Here is a 20,663-nt window from a genome sequence, read left to right on the forward strand (position 1 = left end):
TATGAAGTTTGTAAAAAATGATCAAACAGCTGTTTTTGCCCTCGGCGGTTTGGGTGAAATCGGTAAAAACATGTATGCTGTCCAATTTCAAGATGAAATTATTTTAATTGATTCCGGAATAAAATTTCCAGAAGATGAACTGCTTGGAATCGATTATGTGATTCCCGACTATTCATACTTAGAAAAAAATGCAGATAAAATTAAAGGATTGTTCGTCACACACGGTCATGAAGACCATATCGGTGGTATCCCTTATTTGCTGCGTGTTGTCAATGTACCTGTATACGGCGGAAAACTTGCTCTCGGCCTGCTTCGCAATAAGCTGGATGAGCATGGGCTTCTGCGCCGCGCACGTCTTCATGAAATCGTAGAAGATGATGTAATTAAATTCCGGAAAACGTCCGTTTCTTTTTTCCGAACAACGCATAGTATTCCGGATTCATATGGTGTTGTCGTTAAAACACCTCAAGGAAACATCGTGCATACCGGAGATTTTAAATTTGATTTTACGCCAGTCGGTGAACCTGCAAACTTAACCAAAATAGCGGAGATCGGAAAAGAAGGTGTACTTTGTCTCCTCTCTGATAGTACGAACAGTGAAGTGCCTAACTTTACAATGTCAGAACGCAAAGTCGGTGAAAGCATCCGCAATATCTTTCGTAAAGTGGAAGGCCGGCTTATTTTCGCGACGTTCGCATCAAATATTCATCGATTACAGCAAGTAGTCGAAGCAGCGGTTGAAGACGGTCGAAAAGTCGGTGTATTTGGACGAAGTATGGATAATGCCATTACGCTCGGCCAACAGTTAGGTTACATTCACTGCCCTAAAGACACATTTGTCGATACACACCAATTGAATAAATTGCCGGCTAACAAAGTCACGATTCTTTGTACAGGCAGCCAAGGAGAACCAATGGCGGCCCTTTCGCGTATCGCGAACGGCTCCCATCGTCAAATTCAAATTCAGCCAAAAGATACCGTTGTCTTTTCATCCTCCCCTATTCCAGGGAATACGGTAAGCGTAAATAGAATTATTAATGCGTTGTCACGTGCTGGTGCGGATGTCATTCACGGACCGCTTAATAACATTCACACATCCGGCCATGGAAGTCAGGAAGAGCAAAAGTTAATGCTCAGTCTTATAAAACCTAAATTCTTCATGCCCATTCATGGTGAATACCGGATGCAAAAGACACACTGTCAGCATGCAATCGACTGCGGTGTACCTGAAGAAAACTGCTTTATTATGGATAATGGAGATGTTCTTGCTCTTTCAAAAGAGGAAGCTCACGTTGCTGGCCGCATTCAATCCGGTTCTGTTTACATTGATGGAAGCGGTATTGGCGATATCGGCAACATCGTTTTGCGTGACCGCCGTATTTTATCAGAAGAAGGCCTTGTGATTGTCGTTGTAAGCATTAATAAAACAACAAATAAAATTGAAGCCGGTCCCGATATTATTTCACGTGGATTTGTCTACATGCGTGAATCAGGCGACTTAATTTATGAAGCACAATCAGTATTAAATCGTCATATTAAGCAATTGCTTATTAGTAGTACAACTCAATGGTCCGATATTAAGAATGAAATTACCGATACGCTTTCGCCGTTTCTCTATGAAAGAACAAAACGCCGTCCAATGATTTTACCTATCATTATGGAAGTATAACATAACAAAAGAACTTTCCGTTTATTGGAAAGTTCTTTTTGATTGGAGGTACTTATCATGATTCCTGTGAAAGGAAAATCGCAGTACGATGATACAATAAAGCCGCAATTCCGCTCTTCAGCCTGCGGACCCGTTACTGTTTCCGTTATATTAAACTATTGGTTTAATAACAATTATCCGCTTCATGTGAATGAATTGTACACATCACTGTGCACGACACCGATCGGTCTATTTCGTTTTATGATGGTTTATAAGCTTCGCCGTCTTCTTGGCCCAGACTGGCAAGTGAAAAGTACAAATCGAATCGATGAAGTAGTAGCTGAACTGCAAAAAGGCCACCCTGTTGCAGCAAAATTCGATAAATATTTTTCCCTTCGTTTTTTTTCAAACCCCTTATATGCGTATCACTGGGTTGTCTTAACTGGCTATAAAATAAAGGATGGGGAGATTATTTTATTTTTTCACGACAACGGGGGACTTGGCCGCGATAGTAAACAAAAATGCATATCGTATAAAAAGCAGTCTTCTATACTCCGCTTCGTCCTTATTACACCACCTGATTCACAAAAAATCCCACTGTGAGGTGGGATTTAATCATTCATTTTTTTCTCAAAACGGTCAATATCTCTATCTGCTCCGATAATAATTAAAATGTCATTCAAAATGATTGTTTCATCCGCCTGTGGTGAGACGATGATTTCTTTTCCCCGCTTAATAGCAACAATGTTAATTCCATATCGAACACGTATATCAAGATCAATGATGGTGTTCCCTGCAAGAGCGTCATTTGCAATAAGTTCTTTAATAGAATGTTCATCAGAAAGCTCTAAATAATCAAGTACATTATTTGACACAATATTGTTTGCAATACGCCGCCCCATGTCCCGTTCCGGATGAACAACTTGATCCGCGCCAATTTTCACTAACACTTTTTCATGGTAATCATTCTGTGCTTTTGCTGTTACTTTTTTAACGCCAACTTCTTTTAACATGAGCGTCGTCAAAATGCTTGATTGAATATCATCCCCAATCGCAACAATTACATGGTCAAAGTTGCGAATGCCAAGGCTTTTTAATACAGATTCATCTGTCGTATCTGCAACAACAGCATGGGATGCAATCGAGGCGAATTCATTCACTCGGTCTTCATCTCTATCAATCGCCATCACTTCCATTCCCTGCTCGCTCAGTGCTCTGCAAATACTGCTGCCAAAACGACCGAGGCCAATAACGACAAATTCTTTTTTCATATTCATTCCCCCGCTGTCCATACTAAAGAATGGTTCCTATTATGAAAGTTTACCATGATTTCTTCAAAACTGTGCTTATTTCTTTTTTCCTTTTACATAATCTGCATCGAATAGGAACAGTTTCATCAACAAGATAAGTGAAGGAATAAGCAAGAGCAAGCCTAAAATAAAGGCAATAACGAGTGCCAACGCCATTGTTTCATTCGTTACGTTTTCATGAACTGTAATATATGGATACAAAATATACGGCAAATGAGAGGCTCCGTAGCCAAAAAAAGCGAAGAAAAACTGCAGCATCACCATAATAAACGCCGTTCCATATTTTTTTCCTGTGTAAATAAACCAAGAAGCAATACCGAAACAGAGAAGAGATAACCCAAACATCCACCAATATTCTGTTACAGCTCTATTATAATGTTCTGGATTGTGCATTTGCAGGGATATAAAGACAAGGAGGCTTGCCACAATTGTCGGCATGCTCCAGAACAGCGCGAACTGGCGGATCGTCCGGCGTGCCTGTCTATCATTCGCACGATCTGCATAATACGTTAAAAACATGGCGCTAATATATAAAACGGATACGATAGATAAAAAGACAACACTCCATGAAAACGGACTTGTGAACAACTCTTTAGCAAGGAATGTCACATTATTATCCGTAACGGCTAAGAAGCCCCCTTCAGAGATTGTCAGTACAGTTGATAACGAAGCTGGAATTAATAATCCTGTCGCTCCGTATAAGAAAAGGTACACTATACTATCACGCGAACCATAATTATTAAACGCATAAAACGAACCACGAATCGCAAGTAGAATAATCGCGACACTTGTTGGAATTAGAAGTGCTGTTCCAAAATAGTAAGCTGTTGCCGGAAAAAAACCGACAATGCCAACGAAAAAGAAGACGAAAAAAACATTCGTTACTTCCCATACAGGTGATAAGTAACGTGAAATAAGATCATTCATAATATGGTCTTTTTTCTTCCACCTGGCATAAAAAGCAAAAAAACCGGCACCGAAATCAATAGACGATACAATTAAATAACCATACAAAAAGGTCCATAGAACCGTGATCCCGAGAATTTCTAAATTCATGCCGATCCCTCCCCATTTGGAAAGCGTTTTTCAAGTTCTGCTTCTGCCGGCGAATTTTTAAACATTTTAATCAATACAATTACTGTCATCACACCGAGCACGAGGTAAAGCAAAGCAAACATAACAAACGTAATGCCTACATCATCGTTTCTTGTCGCTGCTTCCGCCACTGTCATATAACCGCGTAAAATCCACGGCTGGCGCCCCACTTCAGCTAAAATCCATCCCGCTTCATAGGCAATAAGAGATAGCGGTCCTGATGCCACAATCGCCCATAAAAGCGGTTTGTTCCATTCATTCCATTTTTTCACTCTACTCATGATAACAAAGAGCGCCGTTACCGCCATAACAAACATGCCAATGCTGACCATTATGTCAAACATATAATGAATCCAAAGTGGTGGACGTTCATCTTCAGGTGTTTCATTTAACCCAATTACTTCCGTATCAAATGAATTACCTGCGAGAAAGCTTAACAGTTTTGGAACACGAATTTCATTCTCGATTTCTCCGTCTTCATTAAGTGTTCCGAAGAAAATGATATCTGCTCCTTCTTCCGTTTCAAAATGCCACTCAGCAGCGGCTAATTTTTCTGGCTGCACTTCCGCTAAAAATTTCGCTGATACATCACCCGCGATGGCTGTAAGAACCGAAAATAGTAATGTGCATGTAACAGTTAAGCGAAGGGCTTTTTTCTCATATTGACTGCGTTTTCCTTTTAAAATAGCAAACGCAACAATCGCTGCTAAAATGGCTGCAGACGTCATGTATGATGTAGAAACGACATGAAACACTTTTGATGGTGTGGCCGGATTTAACATCGCCGCAATTGGATCAATATTAACTGCCTGACCATCCTTTAAATCAAATCCTTGCGGCGTATTCATAAATGCATTTACGGTTGTAATAAACAATGCAGACGCCGATGACCCAATCATAATAGGAATCGTTAAGAACCAGTGTGTCCATTTTCCTTTAAACCGGTCCCATGTATACAAGTAAATACCCAGAAAGATCGCTTCAAAGAAAAATGCAAATGTTTCCATAAACAATGGCAAAGCAATAACTTGTCCTGCTACTTCCATAAAGCTTGGCCATAAAAGTGACAACTGTAAACCAATCGCTGTTCCCGTTACGACGCCTACAGCGACTGTAATCGTAAAACCGCGCGCCCAACGCCTTGCCAATAATAAATAATATGGATCATTTTTCTTAATACCGATAAATTCAGCAATAGCAATCATAACCGGTACACCTACGCCAATCATCGCAAAAATAATATGAAACATTAATGTCATTGTTGTCAGCATCCGGCTGAGCATGACGCTGTCGAGTTCCATTTATACGACCTCCTGAGTGATTCAATTTAAATAAAATTATCACGCTATCCGTATTGTAAACCGAAAACAATAACAATGCTATAAATGGGGTATGACTATTTTGTGACAAGTTTCACAATCATTCACAAAAGTTATCCGTTTTTATATAAAGACACATTAAGGCCTAACAGTTAAGTTAGGCCTCAATGTGTCTTTTATGTAAATTACTTATGTCCAAGAACAGTAAAATAGCGTGTAATAAATGAGATTGCCGTTTCAATAGCAGCTTCATCCGGATTCAATTTTGCATGGTGTAAACCGTATTCTGACCCAACACCTAGCCAAAACATCATGCCTGGTATCTCTTTTAACATAAAGCCGAAATCTTCACCTGTCATTGCTTCACGTGAATGAACGAACTGAATATCCGTTTGCGCTTTAGCAAATTGAATGAATCGGTCCGTCACTTCTGGATCATTAAATACTTGATAATAGCCGCTTCCATTATCAATTTCCGACTCGCATTCAAAGGATACTTCAATGCCCTTTAATAGTGCTTGAACACGTGCTTTTGCCTTTATCATCGCTTCGGGTGATAACGTGCGGATTGTCCCTTCTAGACGCGCATGATCGGCAATGACATTTTGCACGGTACCAGCTGTCATTTTACCAATTGTTACAACCGCGCTGTCGAGCGGATCCACATTTCTAGATACAATCGATTGTAATTGGGTAACGAAGTAGGATGCTGCAACTACCATATCTTTTGTTTCATGCGGGTAAGCTGCATGGCCTCCCTTTCCTTTAAAATCAATAAATAACTCCGACGTGTTCGCAAACAAAAGCCCCGGCTTTGTTGCAATAGTACCGGCTGGATGTTCCGGTGCAATGTGCAATGCATAAATTTCATCAGGCATCCATGTTTGCAGCTCTTCAGACGCCATAAGCGGCTCCGCACCGCCCGGTCCTTCTTCTGCCGGTTGAAAGATAAAAACAAGATTATCATTGATTGGATTTTCAGCAAAATGTGTGACAACACCGAGAGCAATGCTCATATGAAAGTCATGTCCACAGGCATGCATCCGTCCTTCGTGTACGGATGAAAACGGGAGATCTGTTTTTTCAATAATCGGTAAACCGTCGATATCAGCACGCCAGCCGATTGTTTTCGTCGGTTTCAACCCTTCTAATTTAACAATAATGCCTGTACGCCACTTTTTTAGTTTAATTCGGTTCTGCGGCAGTGTATGTAAATAGGCCAATAAATACTGTTGTGTTTTCACCTCTTCAAAGCCAAGCTCGGGAATTCGATGGAGATCGCGGCGAATATCTATAAACCGGTTCATGTGCAAAGTCCTCCTCTTTTTTAAAGGGTATGTTAAACGATAGTGTTGATCAAACGATTTTAAGCTCATTCATCCCAGGCACTGTAAAACGCAAGAAGAACGTACGCCTTACTCTTTCTCTAACGTTCCATAGAGCTAGCTAGCATGATCCTAAAATGAACAACGTATAACAAAACCTTTTTAAAAAGAACGCGCAGGCAACTGCCCACGCGTTCTTCCCCACCGCTCTTACAGTTTACGGAGTTCTTGCATAATTTCTGTTTTTGATTTTGTTTTATCATCAATTTGTTTAATAACACGCGCCGGTGCTCCAACAGCAACCGAGAATGGCGGAATATCTTCTGTTACGATAGCGCCTGCAGCAATGACGGAGCCCTCACCAATACGGCAGCCTTCAAGTACGACAGCGTTAGCGCCGATCAATACGTTATCTTCAAGCACAACCGGTGATGCAGATGGCGGCTCAATAACACCCGCCAGCACAGCGCCCGCACCTACATGGCAATTCTTACCAACTGTTGCCCGGCCACCAAGGATTGCATTCATGTCAATCATCGTACCTTCACCAATAACAGAGCCAATATTAATTGAAGCCCCCATCATAATAACCGCATTGTCACCAATTTCAACTTGATCGCGAATAATAGCACCCGGCTCAATACGCGCTTTAATATTTTTCATGTCAAGCAACGGAATCGCTGAGTTACGGCGGTCATTTTCAACAACATAATCCGTGATTTTATCTTTATTTTGTTCAAGTGCCTCTGATATTTCAGCCCATTCACCAAATACGATAACGGATTTACCTTCCCCAAACACTTTTGCTGAAGCGCCAAAGTTGATTGCTTCAATATCACCGTTTACATACACTTTAACTGGTGTTGATTTCGTACTGTTACTAATAAATGAAATAATTTCATGTGCATCCATCATTTTCATCGTTATGTATTCCTCCCCAGACTTCTTATAATAAATTTTCTGCCTTTACTTTACCAAAGTGAAGCAATTTTCACAAGCAATTTTCATCCGAATGTTCCATAAACCGTTCAACCGTTTCAACAAAGGCTTTCACTTGCCGCAGTTCAAATGCAGCATCATAGCCAAGCATCCATGTGTCCCGCTGGATCGGTTCTCCATCGCGGTCTAGGAGCGGTGTTTTATACAAGTTATTTTCTTGATTTGATAGCGTAATCGCCGGCAAAATCGCATAACCGATTCCATTAAACGCCATTTGCCGGCATGTTTCAATTTGATCAACAACAATGGAGCGCTTTGGTGTTACCTGAAATCGATTATGCCACCATTCTTGAATTTCTTGGTCATAATTTGAATCACTTTTAAATTGAATAAACGGTTTTTCTGTCGTTAACACTTCTTCTACATCCTGAATGTCTTTATCAACTAAATAAAGCGGATCTTCAAACAAATGAATTTTACGTCCCTTCCATTCAGGTGTGCCGCGAATGATTCCAATATGAACGTCACCTTCATACAGCTCTTTTAAAATTTCACTGCTCCAGCCCGTCATAAGTTGAATTTTCGCATACGGATAACGTTCAACAAAGAGCTTTAATACTTTTGGCAGCCAATTTTGACCGACAATGCTCGCACAAGCAATTTTCAGCGTTCCATGTACGTGTGGTTCTAGTGATTGCAATTCTTCGAGCAGCCGTTCTTTCTTCTCAAGTGCTTTTTTTGCATAATCGACAATAAGTTCACCTGCTGGTGTTAAAGATAATCCCTTTGTTGAACGGTTAAATATTTTGTACGTCCACTCTTTTTCAATCGTTTGAAGCCTCTGAGATAATGCCGGCTGAGAGACGAACAGACGCTCCGCTGCTTTTCTCATATTCATTTCTTCTGCAAGCACTGTTAACAAGCGAAATTCTGAAAAGGACATATTTTCTTATTCCCCTTTCTTCAAAAACAACAGCAGCAGGAACGAAACCACTGCAAATAGAAAAACGACCCAGTATACGCTGTGCAGCGATGTCGTCAATCCTTCACTTAAAATGAAACGGACCGATTCATTTATTTGAACGCCTTCTCCAAAAAGGTTATTAATGGAATCGACTGTTAAACCATCAGGCACATTCGGATTGTTTTGCAAGTAAGCAGTAAGACGGATGTTCAGTATACCACCAAGAAGTGCAGCACCAATCGTATTGCCGATATTGCGCATAAACATATTTGACGCTGTTGCTGCTCCCCGTTCATCCCAATCGACTGCATTTTGAATAGAGACAATAAAGGCTGTTGAAGTCAGACCCATGCCAATGCCTGTTACGAAGGATGCAGAAGCCGCCCACCATGGACCGTAAGATGGATCCATCAAGGCGAACATAAGTCCACCTGCAAGCAGTGCCGCGCCACCAATCAATGTTGTCTTCCGGTAGCCCAAAAACAAAAGAAGCCTTCCAGACAACGAGGAAGCAATCGGCCAGCCAATGGACATTGCGGTTAAGGTGAACCCTGCTATCGTCGCGCTTTTGCCCATTACACTTTGCACATACATTGGTAAAAAGGTCGAAATACCGATCAGCATAATCCCTGTCATCAATGACACAAGATTAGCAATTAAAATCGGACGCATTTTCCATAAATGAAATGGCATCATCGGCACAGCAGTCCGCTGCTCATGAAAGACAAAGAAAACGAGTGAAGTCATTCCGACAAGGAGAAGCGGAATCATCAATTTCGTTTTCCCTGCCTCGACAAGAAGATACATAAAAGATGATATACTTATCAAAAACAAAGCCGTTCCGATGTAATCAATATTCGGTTTCTTTTTCTCCACTTTTTCATGCAAAAAAAGAAATAGCATAATGATCGAAATAATGCCAAGCGGTACGTTCATCCAGAATACCCAGCGCCACGAGACAAATTCAACAAGCAATCCTCCCAGTGCCGGACCAGAGACAGCTGAAATACCCCATACACTAGCTAAATAGCCCTGTACTTTCGCCCGTTCTTCCTTCGTGTAAATGTCACCCACAATCGTTGTTGCCACCGGCATGACCGCCCCAGCGCCTATACCTTGTATAATCCTAAATAAAATTATTTGCTCCATCGATGCCGAAAAACCGCATAAAACAGAACCAATTAAAAAGATGACGATCCCGATGACTAAAACCGGGCGGCGCCCAAAAATATCGGAAAGTTTTCCGTATATTAAAACGGTCGCTGCGTTCATTAACAAATAGGCTGAAAATACCCAGCTGTATAACGAAAAACTACCGAGATCCGCTACAATATTTGGCATGGCGGTCGCCACAATTGTCGCTTCAATTGCGCTCATAAACATTACGAGCATCACAGCCACTAGTACGAGCGGCCGGTTTGTTTGTCTTTCTTTCATAATTTAATCCTTCCTTCAACAAGGCTATGTTAAACAATATTATTGATAAAATGATTTTTAGCTCATTTCGCCCTGGAACCGCAGTTCCGGGGGGCGCCTTTCAGCATAGCTGAAAGGTTGCTCTAGCTCGATGAAACGCAGGAGAAAGCGAGCTTTCTCTAAACGCTTCATCGAGCCAGAGCTAAAATGAGCCAAAAATCAATAATGTTCTATAACAGAGCCTTCAACAAAAAAAGACCTACCGCTTAGGCAGATCCTCGTTAATTCAGCTGATCGATGTAATGATTCAACTGTTTTAAAATGACCCGCCTCGTTAAAATCCCCTCAAAATACCCCTCTTCATCGGTCACACACAAAAAAGGATGATTAATTAACAAACCGAGTGCTTTTCGAAAATGATCATGAACCGTTAAACTCGGCTTATCCACCGCCATGACTTCTTCTACTTTCATATGTTCAAGCCGTTCAAATTCAACTCGTTCAAGACCTAATATTGCTTCCGTAATCATCGGAATACTGATTAATCCTTCAAGACGGTACTTTGTGTCCAACACAGGAATCGCCGTATAGCCACTTTTCGTCAAAATGAGAAGCGCATGCTCAAGGCTGTTACCACGCTGAACAAATGCTACTTTCTCTCCTGAAATAATGTAATCCATAATATTTGTCTGTAATACATCTTTATTTGTGAAGGAAATCATCTTGATTCTCCTTTTCCTTTTGTAAGCGCTTAACTTAACTTTTAGTATAGCAAACCTTATATACAATACGCCAGGCAGACGAGCCGTTCTTTTCATAAAAAAAGATTCGGCTCTCAAATGGCAGTTGGCCTTATATCTGATCCTTCTGTTTCTCTTCCTGAAGTAGTTCAAAAATTTCAATTGCGGTCATGTCAATATCATCAAACGGGTATTTACTTCCTTTTCCATCTTTATCGTATACTTCAAGTTCAAATGTATCTTTATTCGGGAAGTATTTTACTTGGCAGAGCATTTTTCCGTTCAATTCAAAAAGGCGCTGCTGCACTTCACCCTGCTCTCCGCCCTCCTGCAATGACTTTAAACGCTGTACAATCCCAACTAGTTGCGACATATATTGTCGACCCCTTTCGATTCTTAGTCCTTTAAGTAAGCACAAGAAATATACCATACATCTATTTGATAATCCAACATTTTTATCCCTTTTTTTCATTGATTTCCCTTAAAAAGAGACGCTAAAAAGTTAGCGTCCCCTAAGCCAAACAATAAGTATAATCCCTAAGAAAATCACTATTGCAGCCAAATACATCCAAATAACTGGATTAAGCGTATAAGGATGATTACGTACCAGTAGACCTACATTCTCATCCTTTACTTTCCCAGCTGATGCTCGTCTCACAGCTGCCACTGTACCGAAAATTGCAGCAGCAAGTAAAATGATTGAACCTATAAGAAAAATTGCGATGACAGCCACCTTCTTATTCTTCGTGATATTTGCTAGTCTGCCCCACTTTTCTTCTTCTCATACATTAATATAAAAGCCCTTCCTGATCATACAAAAATTCATAAGGTATGTCGAAAAACAAATATTTATTATCTCTGATCGGACAAGAAAACGTACGAATCATTTCTCCCGTTTCAATGTCACTGTATAGATCTGAAATAAGCCCGCCTCCATTTTTTCGCATTCTTAATATATTTTCTAAAAAATAAGGCCGCCAGCTCCAGTTTTTATCGACATATTCTGGCTGAAACACCCACTCGCCGTCTTTTTTAAAATAGTTAGGTGTCAGTTGAAAACCATTTTCATCACATATATAAAGACGAAAACACATATCACCAAAATGGCGCCCGATTTCTCCCAAAATATTTTCTTTAGAGGCTAATTTTGATTTAGACAAAACCATATCGAGCTCCCTTTCAATTTTATCAGCTAGTGTATACACACTGCTGAGCGCCTGCTTTTCATAAGAAATAAACTGACTGCATTTTTCTCGCAGCATGGCTTTTAACTGATCTCGATGTACAAATACAGGAGACGGTTCTGCAAGGTAAAATCCTTGATAATAGCGGCCTCCATTTTTCCATGCATATTGTAGTTGGTATTCGACTTCTACTGTTTCAAATAAAAGCGAGGCACCAATTTTTCGTGCAAACATAGATAAGGAATACACAATGTTTTTATATGTTTGATCTCCCGCATCTTTGCGTAGCGCCCGGAGACTTACCTTTAATATATCTGGAGAATAATTCGCAAAATGCCGAATATCGCCTTCTACTTCACCAAGATGATCCACTGCCAAGCGGATGCCAAGCGTCTTGTAGTAGCGCAATATGTTAGCGAGTGAGGGACTATATTCCGCTTCTGAAATTTCAAGTACAATTTTATCAAACCTTATGCCTTTATTTGTGTAGCTTTCGATAGTTGCAAGAAACGATTCACCGTAGTCTTCGAGAAGCCCTGATGCCTGACGATTAATAAATAGAAAAGAGTTCTGTTTTTCAGCCGTATAAGCATCAAGCGCTTTTTTTAAAATAACATCTTCCACTTCATGGCGGTATTCATCTGGGATATCTTCATCATGAAAAAAGCCGCCAAGACTCTTTGCCGTCTCTCCATCCATATAACGGCCAAGTACTTCGTAGCCGGCAACTTTGTGTTCATCAGCGCTAAAGATCGGTTGATAATATGGGATGACCCGATCGAGATTACTCATTATTTCCAGTGCGTCCATTGAAGGACCCCCTTTTTTCCATCAAATCGCTTATTATTATACATAACTTTTCTCGGATATGCTTTCATGAAAAAACCCGGCCTGTTTAAGGGCTGGGTTCATTTCGTATGACGTCTGGCAAAATCAACAAATCGGAATTTATCTAACCGGTGTCTTGACTCTGTATATTGAAATAGACTTGCATCATCCAAATATACATAATTTTTCACAACAATAACGTGTGCAAAACCCTTCGTATCCAAATACCTCTCATCTTCTTTTGTGCACGGCTCCGCAACAATTTCTTTTTTCGCAAAGCTGATTGTCAAACCTAGTTCCTGCTCAATATAAGCATAAATCGACTGCTTGCAAATGTCTTCTGTTAAAATTGGAATGTACTTTTTCAGCAGAAAATCTTTGTCAAGAATGACCCGTTCTCCGTCGAATGTACGTGTGCGAATAACTTTCCAAACATCATCTTTCGCACTGCACTGAAGCTGGTGCTGCAAAAAAGGTTGCGGTTGCATCAGATCAAATTCTTCCACTGCTGTCGAGATCGAGCCTTTCATTTGCTCCGCCAGCTCTTTAAAGCTCACAAGACCGGAAATTGGAAAACTCGCCCGACTTGTGTCAAGTACGACCGAGCCTTTTCCGCGCAGCTTTTGAATATAGCCATTTTGTGAGAGATGGGTTAACGCTTTACGAATCGTTTCACGCGACGTTTCATATTGCAATGCGAGTTCATTTTCAGATGGAATCAATTCTCCAGGCTGAAATGTGCCGTCTTTCATTTTCTCTACTAATTCTTCATAAATGTTCTTATACTTATTTTTTTTCATCCGGTTCACCTACATGATGTCGTTCAACTCCACTATAGCACAATACACATTATTTATACAGACGGTACACCGTGCTTTCATATGGTGATAACGTCCAATTTGACAATTGAGCCGGTGAATCTGGATCATTCGTGATCACACGCTCTGATTGATAGGCCGTCCACTCATCCGGCACTGTAAACGAAACATGTTCTGCAAAAAAGTTGTTTATAACGATCCACTTCTCCTCTTCTGTTTCACGTAAATAGGCAAATAACTTTGGATGATCTGGCATTAAAAGACGGTAACTGCCTTCGCGAAGAAGAGGATGTGTTTTGCGAAGCTTAATCAGCTGTTTATAATGTTGAAAAATTGAATGTGCATCTTTTTGAACAATGTCCGCATTAATTTCTTTATAATTAGCAGCCGTTTCAATCCAAGGTGTACCGCTTGTAAAGCCCGCATGAAGAGAATCATTCCACTGAACAGGTGTACGACTGTTATCACGTGATTTTTGCTTTAAAATCGTCATCACGTTCTGTTCAGAAAGACCACGTTCCTTTAAAATCGTATACATGTTAAGGGATTCTACGTCCCGATACTGATCAATCCGTTCAAAATTCGGGTTCGTCATACCCATCTCTTCCCCTTGATAAATGTAGGGAGTTCCTTTCATAAAATGAATGACATTTGCCAGCATTTTGGCGGACTTTTCTCGGTACTGTCCGTCCTCTCCATATCGGCTTACGATGCGGGGCTGGTCGTGATTACACCAAAACAATGCGTTCCAGCCGCTTCCTTCATTCATTTTCACCTGCCACGCAGACATGACCTGCTTCAGCCACTTAAAATCAAATGGTGCTGCCACCCATTTCTCACCGTTCGGATAATCCGCTTTTAAATGATGAAAGTTAAACGTCATGGCCAGTTCATTTGAATCCGGGTGCGAATAGCGAATGCAGTGCTCGATCGATGTGGAAGACATTTCACCAACCGTCAACAAGTCATAGTGAGAAAATACTTCCTTATTCATTTCCTGTAAAAATTCGTGTACGCGCGGTCCATCCGTATAAAAACGACGACCGTCTCCTTCAAAATCATCTGGAAATTTCTGGCCCTTCGAAATTAAATTAATCACATCGAGCCGAAAGCCATCGATCCCTTTTCTCAGCCAGAAATGCATCATGTCATATATATCGCGGCGCATATTTGGATTCTCCCAATTTAAATCCGCCTGTGTTTTATCAAATAAATGCAAATAGTACTGCCCGCTTTCTTCATCATAAGCCCATGCAGAACCGCCAAACTTAGATTTCCAGTTATTTGGCGGACCTCCATTTTGGCCATCTTTCCAGATGTAATAATCTCTGTATGACGAGTTGTCATTGCGCGATTTGTGGAACCACTCATGTTCAGTCGATGTATGATTAACGACGAGATCCATTACGATTTTCATGTCGCGGCCGTGTGCTTCTGAAAGCAATGTTTCCATATCCTTCATCGTGCCGTACTGTGGATTCACCTTGTAATAATCGCTTATATCATAGCCATTGTCTTTTTGCGGTGATTCGTAAATCGGTGTCAGCCATAAGACATCGACTCCGAGATCATGTAAGTAGTCCAATTTTTCAATAATACCCTGAATATCTCCCGTTCCGCTTCCTGTCGTATCGTTAAAACTCTTCGGATAGATTTGATAAACAACACTTTTTTTCCACCATTGTTCCCTCATAAATATCTCCTCCTCACAGAAAAAAAGGGCCCATTTCGCCCTTTATTTTTGTTTCACAAATTTTGAAAAGATGATTGTTAAGATAATTGGCAGCACGATTACGATGACCATTCCAATTAAAAACGCTATCATGCCGTTGCTGATGACTAGAAATCCAGGAATACCCCCGACACCGATCGTGCTTGCTAATACACCATTGAGCGAGATGAACATTCCTGCAATTGCTGAACTGATCATAGCTGCAACAAACGCGTGACGGAAACGAAGGTTAACCCCAAACATCGCAGGCTCTGTAATTCCTAAAAAGGCAGACAGTGCAGATGTAAATGACAATCCTTTTAATTTTTCATCTTTTGACAGCCAGCCGATTGTCATTGCAGCTGCACCCTGTGCTATGTTGGACAAGGCAAGCATTGGCCAGAGGAATGTACCGCCTAATTGTGACCCGACAAGCTGTAAATCTACTGCCAAGAACGTGTGATGCATTCCTGTAATCACGAGCAGGCTGTAAAAACCGCCGTAAATGAAACCGCCGAGAAGCGGTATTTTATCAAAAACGAGAATAACGGCATCTGTAATGACATTTCCAACGGTAAACATAACTGGTCCTATTAAAATAAACGCTGCAAACCCCGTAATAAGAAGAGCAACAGGTGCAACGACAAGAAGCTGGATGCCTTCAGGTACACGCTTTGTTAAAAAGACTTCAATTTTCGCCAATAAATAGGAGGCAAATAAAACCGGAAGTACTTGGCCTTGATAGCCAATTTTTTCAATTTCTAATCCAAGAATGTTCCACGTTGGAATTTCTCCCGCTTCTTGGGCAGCTCCATACGACCATGCATTTAATAAATCCGGATGAACAAGAATTAAGCCAAGGACAATCCCGAGAAGTGGGCTTCCTCCAAATCGTTTGACAGCAGACCACCCAATAAGTGCCGGCAAAAATGTAAACGCTGTATTCGCAATTAAACTAATGATGCTCGCAATGTCTGCCCACTGAGGATACCGTTCAATAATCGACTCATCAAAAAAGATGCCTTGACCTGTTAAAATATTATTTAACCCGAGAAGCAGACCTGCTGTGACAATTGCTGGCAAGATTGGAATAAAAATATCAGCCAGTGTTTTAATCGCCCGCTGAAGCGGATTTAAATTGGATTCGGATGCTTTTTTCACATCGTCTTTAGACGCTTCTCCAATCCCTGTTTGATCGACAAGATCCTGGTACACTTTATTAACGGTTCCTTGTCCGATGACGACTTGATATTGACCGTTTGCTGAAAATGATCCTTTAACGACATCAATCTGCTCTAATTTCGATTCATCCACTTTGCTGTCATCTTTCAAGGCAAACCGGAGTCTTGTCACACAATGCGTTGCTGCCTCAATGTTCTCCTTACCACCAACTGCTTCAACAATATATTTTGCTTGCTTTGAATACGCTCCCATTCGTGCTCCCCCCCCCAAACTTGTATATACATCTTGGTGCGATTTTATCACTTGTATATACAAGTTGTCAAGATAGGAAGAAAACGATTGTGCATAAAAAAGACAGCGGAATCCGCTGCCTGTTTGTTAACATGGAAATCAATTATTCTCTTGTACGAAAAGAAAAGCTCCGCATAACGACTCTACACGGAGTTTTTCTTTTTACTCTTCGTCTTCTCTTACTCTATAAGAAGCCGTTAATGACTCCATCTGGCTATTAATGTATACATCGCCCTTATTACGCGGCACATAATGATAATTGCCTTCACTATCTTGATAACGCGCTTTGGCATTATCCGATAACTGTAATTGAAGAACATTTGTTAAACGGTCTTTTAATTCTTCTTCTACAATAGGGAATAAAATTTCCACCCGCTTAATCATATTACGTGTCATCATATCAGCAGATGATAAATAAATCTTTCGCTTGCCTGCATGATGGAAGTAATAAATACGGCTATGCTCTAAAAAACGACCGACGATGCTAATGACGTGAATGTTTTCACTCACACCTTGTATCCCTGGTTTCATACAGCATATACCACGAATAATACAGTCTATTTGAACACCCGCATTCGATGCTTCATAAAACTTCATGATCAGACGTTTATCTGTTAACGAGTTCATTTTTGCAATAATCCGGCCGTTACCGTGTTTTTTATGAATTTTAATTTCTTCATCAATTAATTTAATAAATTCTTCTTGAATGTCATATGGTGCGACGACCAGATGATTATAATGGGGCTTATCCATATAGCCACTCAAATAGTTAAAGAAATTTGTAGCGTCTACGCCAAACTCTTTTTTCGACGTAATCAACCCGTGATCTGTATAGATTTTAGCCGTAGCATCATTGTAGTTCCCTGTGCCAAGATGAACAAATCGTTCAATTTGGCCGGCAGACTTACGAACGACAAGCGTGATTTTACTGTGCGTTTTTAAATTATGCATACCGTAAATAACATGGCATCCCGCCTTTTCAAGCTCTTTTGCCCACTGCACGTTATTTTCTTCATCAAAACGTGCTTTCAATTCAACAAGTACCGTCACCTGTTTTCCTTTTTCAGCAGCTCGTTTGAGCGATTCAATAATCGGTGAATCGCCGCTGACACGATACAACGTCATTTTAATCGCCAATACGGAAGGATCATCTGCTGCCTGTGAAATAAAATCGACGACTGGTTCGAACGACTCGTATGGATGGTAAAACAGAATATCTTGCTGCAATGTCTTTGCAAACACATCTTCACGCGACGATAAATCTTCCGGGAGCTGGGGAATAAATGTTTCGTATGTTAATTCTTCCCTTAGTGAACTTAATTTTTTTGTATAAGGAAAAAAGAGGGTTAAATCGACTGCGCCTTCAATTTCATATACATCTTTATAGTGAATTTCGAGTTCATCCAGTAAATAATCAAGCACATGCTGATCAAAATCCTGGGCCTTAATCTCAAGGCGAACCGCAGCTCCCCATTTCCGTTTTTTTAACTCTTTTTCAATTTCAAGCAGCAAATCGCGTGCGCCTTCTTCATGAATTTCCATATCTGCATTTCTCGTAATCCGGAACATGTTTACACTTTTTACGGTGTATCCTTGGAAAATACGATCAATAAAATGAATAAGGACATTTTCCAAAAGGACATACGTTCCTCCTTTTGCATCAGATGGTACTTCAATCGTCCGCTCAAGGACACCGGGTACTTGAACGATTGCTACACGGTCCGTTTCTGCTTCAGGGTCATCATTTTCAAGCATCACAACTAAATTCAAACTTTTATTCAAAAGCATTGGAAACGGACGGTATGCATCGATCGCCATTGGGGTCAGCACAGGAAACACTTCATTCTCAAAATAATCTTGAAGGTACTTTTTTTGTTCAGCATTCAATTCATTCGGTTTTACGAAGCGAAACCCTTCTTCTCCAAGAGCAGGCAAAATTTCTTCTGTCAGGATCCGGTTTTGCATATGTACCAGTTCATGCGCTTTTTCACTAATCGCTTTTAACTGCTGTTTCGGTGTTAGTCCTGCTTTGTTTTCCGGTTTATTAAAACCAGCTTTTACTTGGTCTTTTAGTCCGGCAACACGCACCATAAAAAACTCGTCGAGATTGGAGCTGAATATAGCTAAAAATTTCATTCGCTCAAGAAGCGGATTATTTAAATCCGATGCTTCTTGCAATACTCGCTGATTAAAATTAAGCCAGCTCAATTCACGATTGTTATAATAATTTGGATTTGCCAGGTCCTTTTCCACCTGTCCATTCACCCCACATCCCCCATTTCAATTATTTTCTTTCAAAATGTAATTTAATTTCTTTATGCAACGCTTTTTCCAGGTGTTTTTTTTGCTTCTCACTCTGATAGCGCTCTGCCATTTCGTTTCCTTCACAAAAGACAATAATAAGAATACCATCTTGCAGCTCTTTGATATCAAGGTTTTGCACGACGCTTCTCTTTGAACTATTTAAGCTATAGCATAATTTCAACAAGGCACCATATTCACGCATTTTTTGTATCTCTTCTTTAGTAAACCATCCATCAAATTCTTCTAAATACTGTTTTAACGTTGAATTATTTGTGAATGATGCTGTTAATGCAAGATACGCTTTTTCAACATGGGTAAAACCGTCAAATAACGAGTTAATTAACAAATAAAATGTATGCCTGCTTTTAGAACTTGATGAAATATATTCACCAAGATAAAACAGCGCCGCTGACTGTTCAATCATAAATTGTTCTTGCTTTGTAACGTTTAATAAGCCTTCTTTTTCAAAGCCATTCAGCATTTTTTTCGTTAACTGTATCATTTGATAATGATGTTCATCATCATGTCCGTATACTTTTAAAAGCCGTTTAATTCCATTTCGCTTCACGTCTTCCGCTGTATCATACTGTCCGCCTTTTATCCGTTCAAGCATAATGCCATCGCGAAGCCCGCGTGAACTGACCATTAGTCCTTTTGCTCTCGTATGTACGGCCAGCTGGTAAAATACTTCGATCGCTGGCAAAATCAAATCGGCTCGCTCATTCGATAGTCCATCCACTTTTTCCAATTCTGAATAGGATAGTGATGACAGTTCTTCGCGTAGCTTATCCAGCGCATCTAGAGTCAATTCATATCCGTGAACACCGAGCGGCGGATAATTTCCCTTTAACTGCTGCACAATCGCCAGGTTCCTTGCACTCCCTCCAATAGCTGCAATAACGCCATCCGGCGCTTTTTGCAGCCATGGATATTTCAGCAATTCCTTTTGAATGTATTCCGCCATTTTTTTCTGTTCCTTCGGCTTCATCCGGTCTTCCGCAATAAACATCTGTTTAAGTGAAACAATACCAAATGAAAAGCTATGTGAATACTTTAATTTTCTATTTTCAAACAGTGTAATTTCTGTACTTCCCCCGCCAATGTCAATTGTTAAGCCATTATCTAGGGGCATTGTTTTTAAGACGGCGGATAAACCGTACATTGCTTCTTCTTCGCCTGATAAAAGCCGGACTTGAAAAGCGGTTTCTTCTTTCACCCTCTGAATGATTTCAGCCCTATTTTTCGCCTGGCGGATCGCAGCAGTTGCCGTGCATTCCACTTCTGTTACATTATAATAATCAAGTACTTCACGAAAGTTTTTGAGTGCTTCAAGCAATAAATTTATTCCCTCGTCACTCATCACACTTGATTCATCTAGAAAACGGTTTAATCTGAGTGGCGCTTTTACGTTACGGAATTCCTCAATGCCCACTCCCTGTTCTTTGTATAAAACGAGACGAACGGTATTCGACCCGATATCAATAATTGCTGTTCTACTGTGCTCCATTAATTTTCCTGCTTTCTTTTTTATTCATCTTTTCCACTTAAATATACCATGCAAACTGTTATGTTTGCTTTCAAATCCACTT

General features: G+C 40.4%; 18 protein-coding genes. 2 read left to right on the top strand and 16 right to left on the bottom strand.

Annotation, left to right across the window (positions count from 1 at the left end; all coding sequences use genetic code 11):
* Nucleotide 1 precedes the first annotated feature (1 nt).
* On the top strand, nt 2-1,669 hold the full coding sequence (rnjA, locus tag ACZYRN_RS09915) for a ribonuclease J1 (protein WP_488911391.1): 1,668 nt from the start codon (nt 2-4) through the stop codon (nt 1,667-1,669).
* Nucleotides 1,670-1,726: 57 nt separating this feature from the next.
* Entirely contained in the window at nt 1,727-2,251 is a 525-nt protein-coding gene (locus tag ACZYRN_RS09920) for a C39 family peptidase (protein WP_488911392.1), read from the top strand.
* Between the two features lie 8 nt (nt 2,252-2,259).
* On the opposite strand, the gene ACZYRN_RS09925 is transcribed toward ACZYRN_RS09920, so the two are convergent.
* From ACZYRN_RS09925 to ACZYRN_RS10000, 16 genes are all read right to left on the bottom strand, one after another.
* Complete coding sequence (locus ACZYRN_RS09925) at nt 2,260-2,919, bottom strand: potassium channel family protein (protein ID WP_488911393.1); 660 nt, start codon at nt 2,917-2,919, stop codon at nt 2,260-2,262.
* Between the two features lie 75 nt (nt 2,920-2,994).
* On the bottom strand, nt 2,995-4,014 hold the full coding sequence (locus ACZYRN_RS09930) for a cytochrome d ubiquinol oxidase subunit II (protein WP_488911394.1): 1,020 nt from the start codon (nt 4,012-4,014) through the stop codon (nt 2,995-2,997).
* Nucleotides 4,011-5,354 carry a cytochrome ubiquinol oxidase subunit I gene (locus ACZYRN_RS09935; protein WP_488911395.1) on the bottom strand — a complete coding sequence of 448 codons (1,344 nt, stop codon included), beginning with the start codon at nt 5,352-5,354 and terminating at the stop codon, nt 4,011-4,013. The genes ACZYRN_RS09930 and ACZYRN_RS09935 overlap by 4 nt, the downstream gene beginning before the upstream one ends.
* A gap of 203 nt (nt 5,355-5,557) precedes the next feature.
* A complete protein-coding gene (locus tag ACZYRN_RS09940) occupies nt 5,558-6,679 on the bottom strand; it encodes an N-acetyldiaminopimelate deacetylase (RefSeq protein WP_488911396.1) in 1,122 nt (373 codons plus the stop codon).
* A 228-nt stretch (nt 6,680-6,907) separates the two neighbouring features.
* Nucleotides 6,908-7,618: a 2,3,4,5-tetrahydropyridine-2,6-dicarboxylate N-acetyltransferase gene (gene dapD, locus ACZYRN_RS09945; protein WP_488911398.1), complete on the bottom strand. Its 711-nt coding sequence runs from the start codon at nt 7,616-7,618 to the stop codon at nt 6,908-6,910.
* A gap of 70 nt (nt 7,619-7,688) precedes the next feature.
* The gene (gene ccpC, locus ACZYRN_RS09950; RefSeq protein ID WP_488911399.1) at nt 7,689-8,579 is read right to left on the bottom strand and encodes a transcriptional regulator CcpC; all 891 of its coding nucleotides are present in this window, start codon (nt 8,577-8,579) and stop codon (nt 7,689-7,691) included.
* Nucleotides 8,580-8,585: 6 nt separating this feature from the next.
* Nucleotides 8,586-10,037, bottom strand: a complete 1,452-nt coding sequence (locus ACZYRN_RS09955; RefSeq protein WP_488911400.1) for an MDR family MFS transporter — start codon at nt 10,035-10,037, stop codon at nt 8,586-8,588.
* Between the two features lie 260 nt (nt 10,038-10,297).
* Nucleotides 10,298-10,738, bottom strand: a complete 441-nt coding sequence (cbpB, locus tag ACZYRN_RS09960) for a cyclic-di-AMP-binding protein CbpB (protein ID WP_488911401.1) — start codon at nt 10,736-10,738, stop codon at nt 10,298-10,300.
* 130 nt (nt 10,739-10,868) lie between these two features.
* The gene (locus ACZYRN_RS09965; RefSeq protein WP_488911402.1) at nt 10,869-11,129 is read right to left on the bottom strand and encodes a YkuJ family protein; all 261 of its coding nucleotides are present in this window, start codon (nt 11,127-11,129) and stop codon (nt 10,869-10,871) included.
* A gap of 129 nt (nt 11,130-11,258) precedes the next feature.
* Nucleotides 11,259-11,489 carry a hypothetical protein gene (locus tag ACZYRN_RS09970; RefSeq protein WP_488911404.1) on the bottom strand — a complete coding sequence of 77 codons (231 nt, stop codon included), beginning with the start codon at nt 11,487-11,489 and terminating at the stop codon, nt 11,259-11,261.
* Nucleotides 11,490-11,544: 55 nt separating this feature from the next.
* Nucleotides 11,545-12,750, bottom strand: coding sequence for an EAL domain-containing protein (locus ACZYRN_RS09975; protein WP_488911405.1), 1,206 nt, complete (start codon nt 12,748-12,750; stop codon nt 11,545-11,547).
* Between the two features lie 98 nt (nt 12,751-12,848).
* Entirely contained in the window at nt 12,849-13,568 is a 720-nt protein-coding gene (gene treR / locus ACZYRN_RS09980; protein ID WP_488911406.1) for a trehalose operon repressor, read from the bottom strand.
* Nucleotides 13,569-13,617: 49 nt separating this feature from the next.
* The gene (treC, locus tag ACZYRN_RS09985) at nt 13,618-15,279 is read right to left on the bottom strand and encodes an alpha,alpha-phosphotrehalase (RefSeq protein WP_488911407.1); all 1,662 of its coding nucleotides are present in this window, start codon (nt 15,277-15,279) and stop codon (nt 13,618-13,620) included.
* Between the two features lie 42 nt (nt 15,280-15,321).
* A complete protein-coding gene (gene treP / locus ACZYRN_RS09990) occupies nt 15,322-16,731 on the bottom strand; it encodes a PTS system trehalose-specific EIIBC component (RefSeq protein WP_488911408.1) in 1,410 nt (469 codons plus the stop codon).
* A gap of 201 nt (nt 16,732-16,932) precedes the next feature.
* Entirely contained in the window at nt 16,933-19,035 is a 2,103-nt protein-coding gene (locus tag ACZYRN_RS09995; RefSeq protein ID WP_488911409.1) for an RNA degradosome polyphosphate kinase, read from the bottom strand.
* Nucleotides 19,036-19,054: 19 nt separating this feature from the next.
* On the bottom strand, nt 19,055-20,581 hold the full coding sequence (locus ACZYRN_RS10000; protein WP_488911410.1) for a Ppx/GppA phosphatase family protein: 1,527 nt from the start codon (nt 20,579-20,581) through the stop codon (nt 19,055-19,057).
* Between the last annotated feature and the right edge of the window lie 82 nt (nt 20,582-20,663).

The organism is Domibacillus sp. F004 (assembly GCF_057814295.1).

Excerpts from the sequence above, each read along its gene's own strand:
- rnjA (WP_488911391.1), top strand. The coding sequence starts at position 2 with ATGAAGTTTGTAAAAAATGATCAAACAGCTGTTTTTGCCCTCGGCGGT.
- ACZYRN_RS09920 (WP_488911392.1), top strand. The coding sequence starts at position 1,727 with ATGATTCCTGTGAAAGGAAAATCGCAGTACGATGATACAATAAAGCCG.
- ACZYRN_RS09925 (WP_488911393.1), bottom strand. The coding sequence starts at position 2,919 with ATGAAAAAAGAATTTGTCGTTATTGGCCTCGGTCGTTTTGGCAGCAGT.
- ACZYRN_RS09930 (WP_488911394.1), bottom strand. The coding sequence starts at position 4,014 with ATGAATTTAGAAATTCTCGGGATCACGGTTCTATGGACCTTTTTGTAT.
- ACZYRN_RS09935 (WP_488911395.1), bottom strand. The coding sequence starts at position 5,354 with ATGGAACTCGACAGCGTCATGCTCAGCCGGATGCTGACAACAATGACA.
- ACZYRN_RS09940 (WP_488911396.1), bottom strand. The coding sequence starts at position 6,679 with ATGAACCGGTTTATAGATATTCGCCGCGATCTCCATCGAATTCCCGAG.
- dapD (WP_488911398.1), bottom strand. The coding sequence starts at position 7,618 with ATGAAAATGATGGATGCACATGAAATTATTTCATTTATTAGTAACAGT.
- ccpC (WP_488911399.1), bottom strand. The coding sequence starts at position 8,579 with ATGTCCTTTTCAGAATTTCGCTTGTTAACAGTGCTTGCAGAAGAAATG.
- ACZYRN_RS09955 (WP_488911400.1), bottom strand. The coding sequence starts at position 10,037 with ATGAAAGAAAGACAAACAAACCGGCCGCTCGTACTAGTGGCTGTGATG.
- cbpB (WP_488911401.1), bottom strand. The coding sequence starts at position 10,738 with ATGATTTCCTTCACAAATAAAGATGTATTACAGACAAATATTATGGAT.
- ACZYRN_RS09965 (WP_488911402.1), bottom strand. The coding sequence starts at position 11,129 with ATGTCGCAACTAGTTGGGATTGTACAGCGTTTAAAGTCATTGCAGGAG.
- ACZYRN_RS09975 (WP_488911405.1), bottom strand. The coding sequence starts at position 12,750 with ATGGACGCACTGGAAATAATGAGTAATCTCGATCGGGTCATCCCATAT.
- treR (WP_488911406.1), bottom strand. The coding sequence starts at position 13,568 with ATGAAAAAAAATAAGTATAAGAACATTTATGAAGAATTAGTAGAGAAA.
- treC (WP_488911407.1), bottom strand. The coding sequence starts at position 15,279 with ATGAGGGAACAATGGTGGAAAAAAAGTGTTGTTTATCAAATCTATCCG.
- treP (WP_488911408.1), bottom strand. The coding sequence starts at position 16,731 with ATGGGAGCGTATTCAAAGCAAGCAAAATATATTGTTGAAGCAGTTGGT.
- ACZYRN_RS10000 (WP_488911410.1), bottom strand. The coding sequence starts at position 20,581 with ATGGAGCACAGTAGAACAGCAATTATTGATATCGGGTCGAATACCGTT.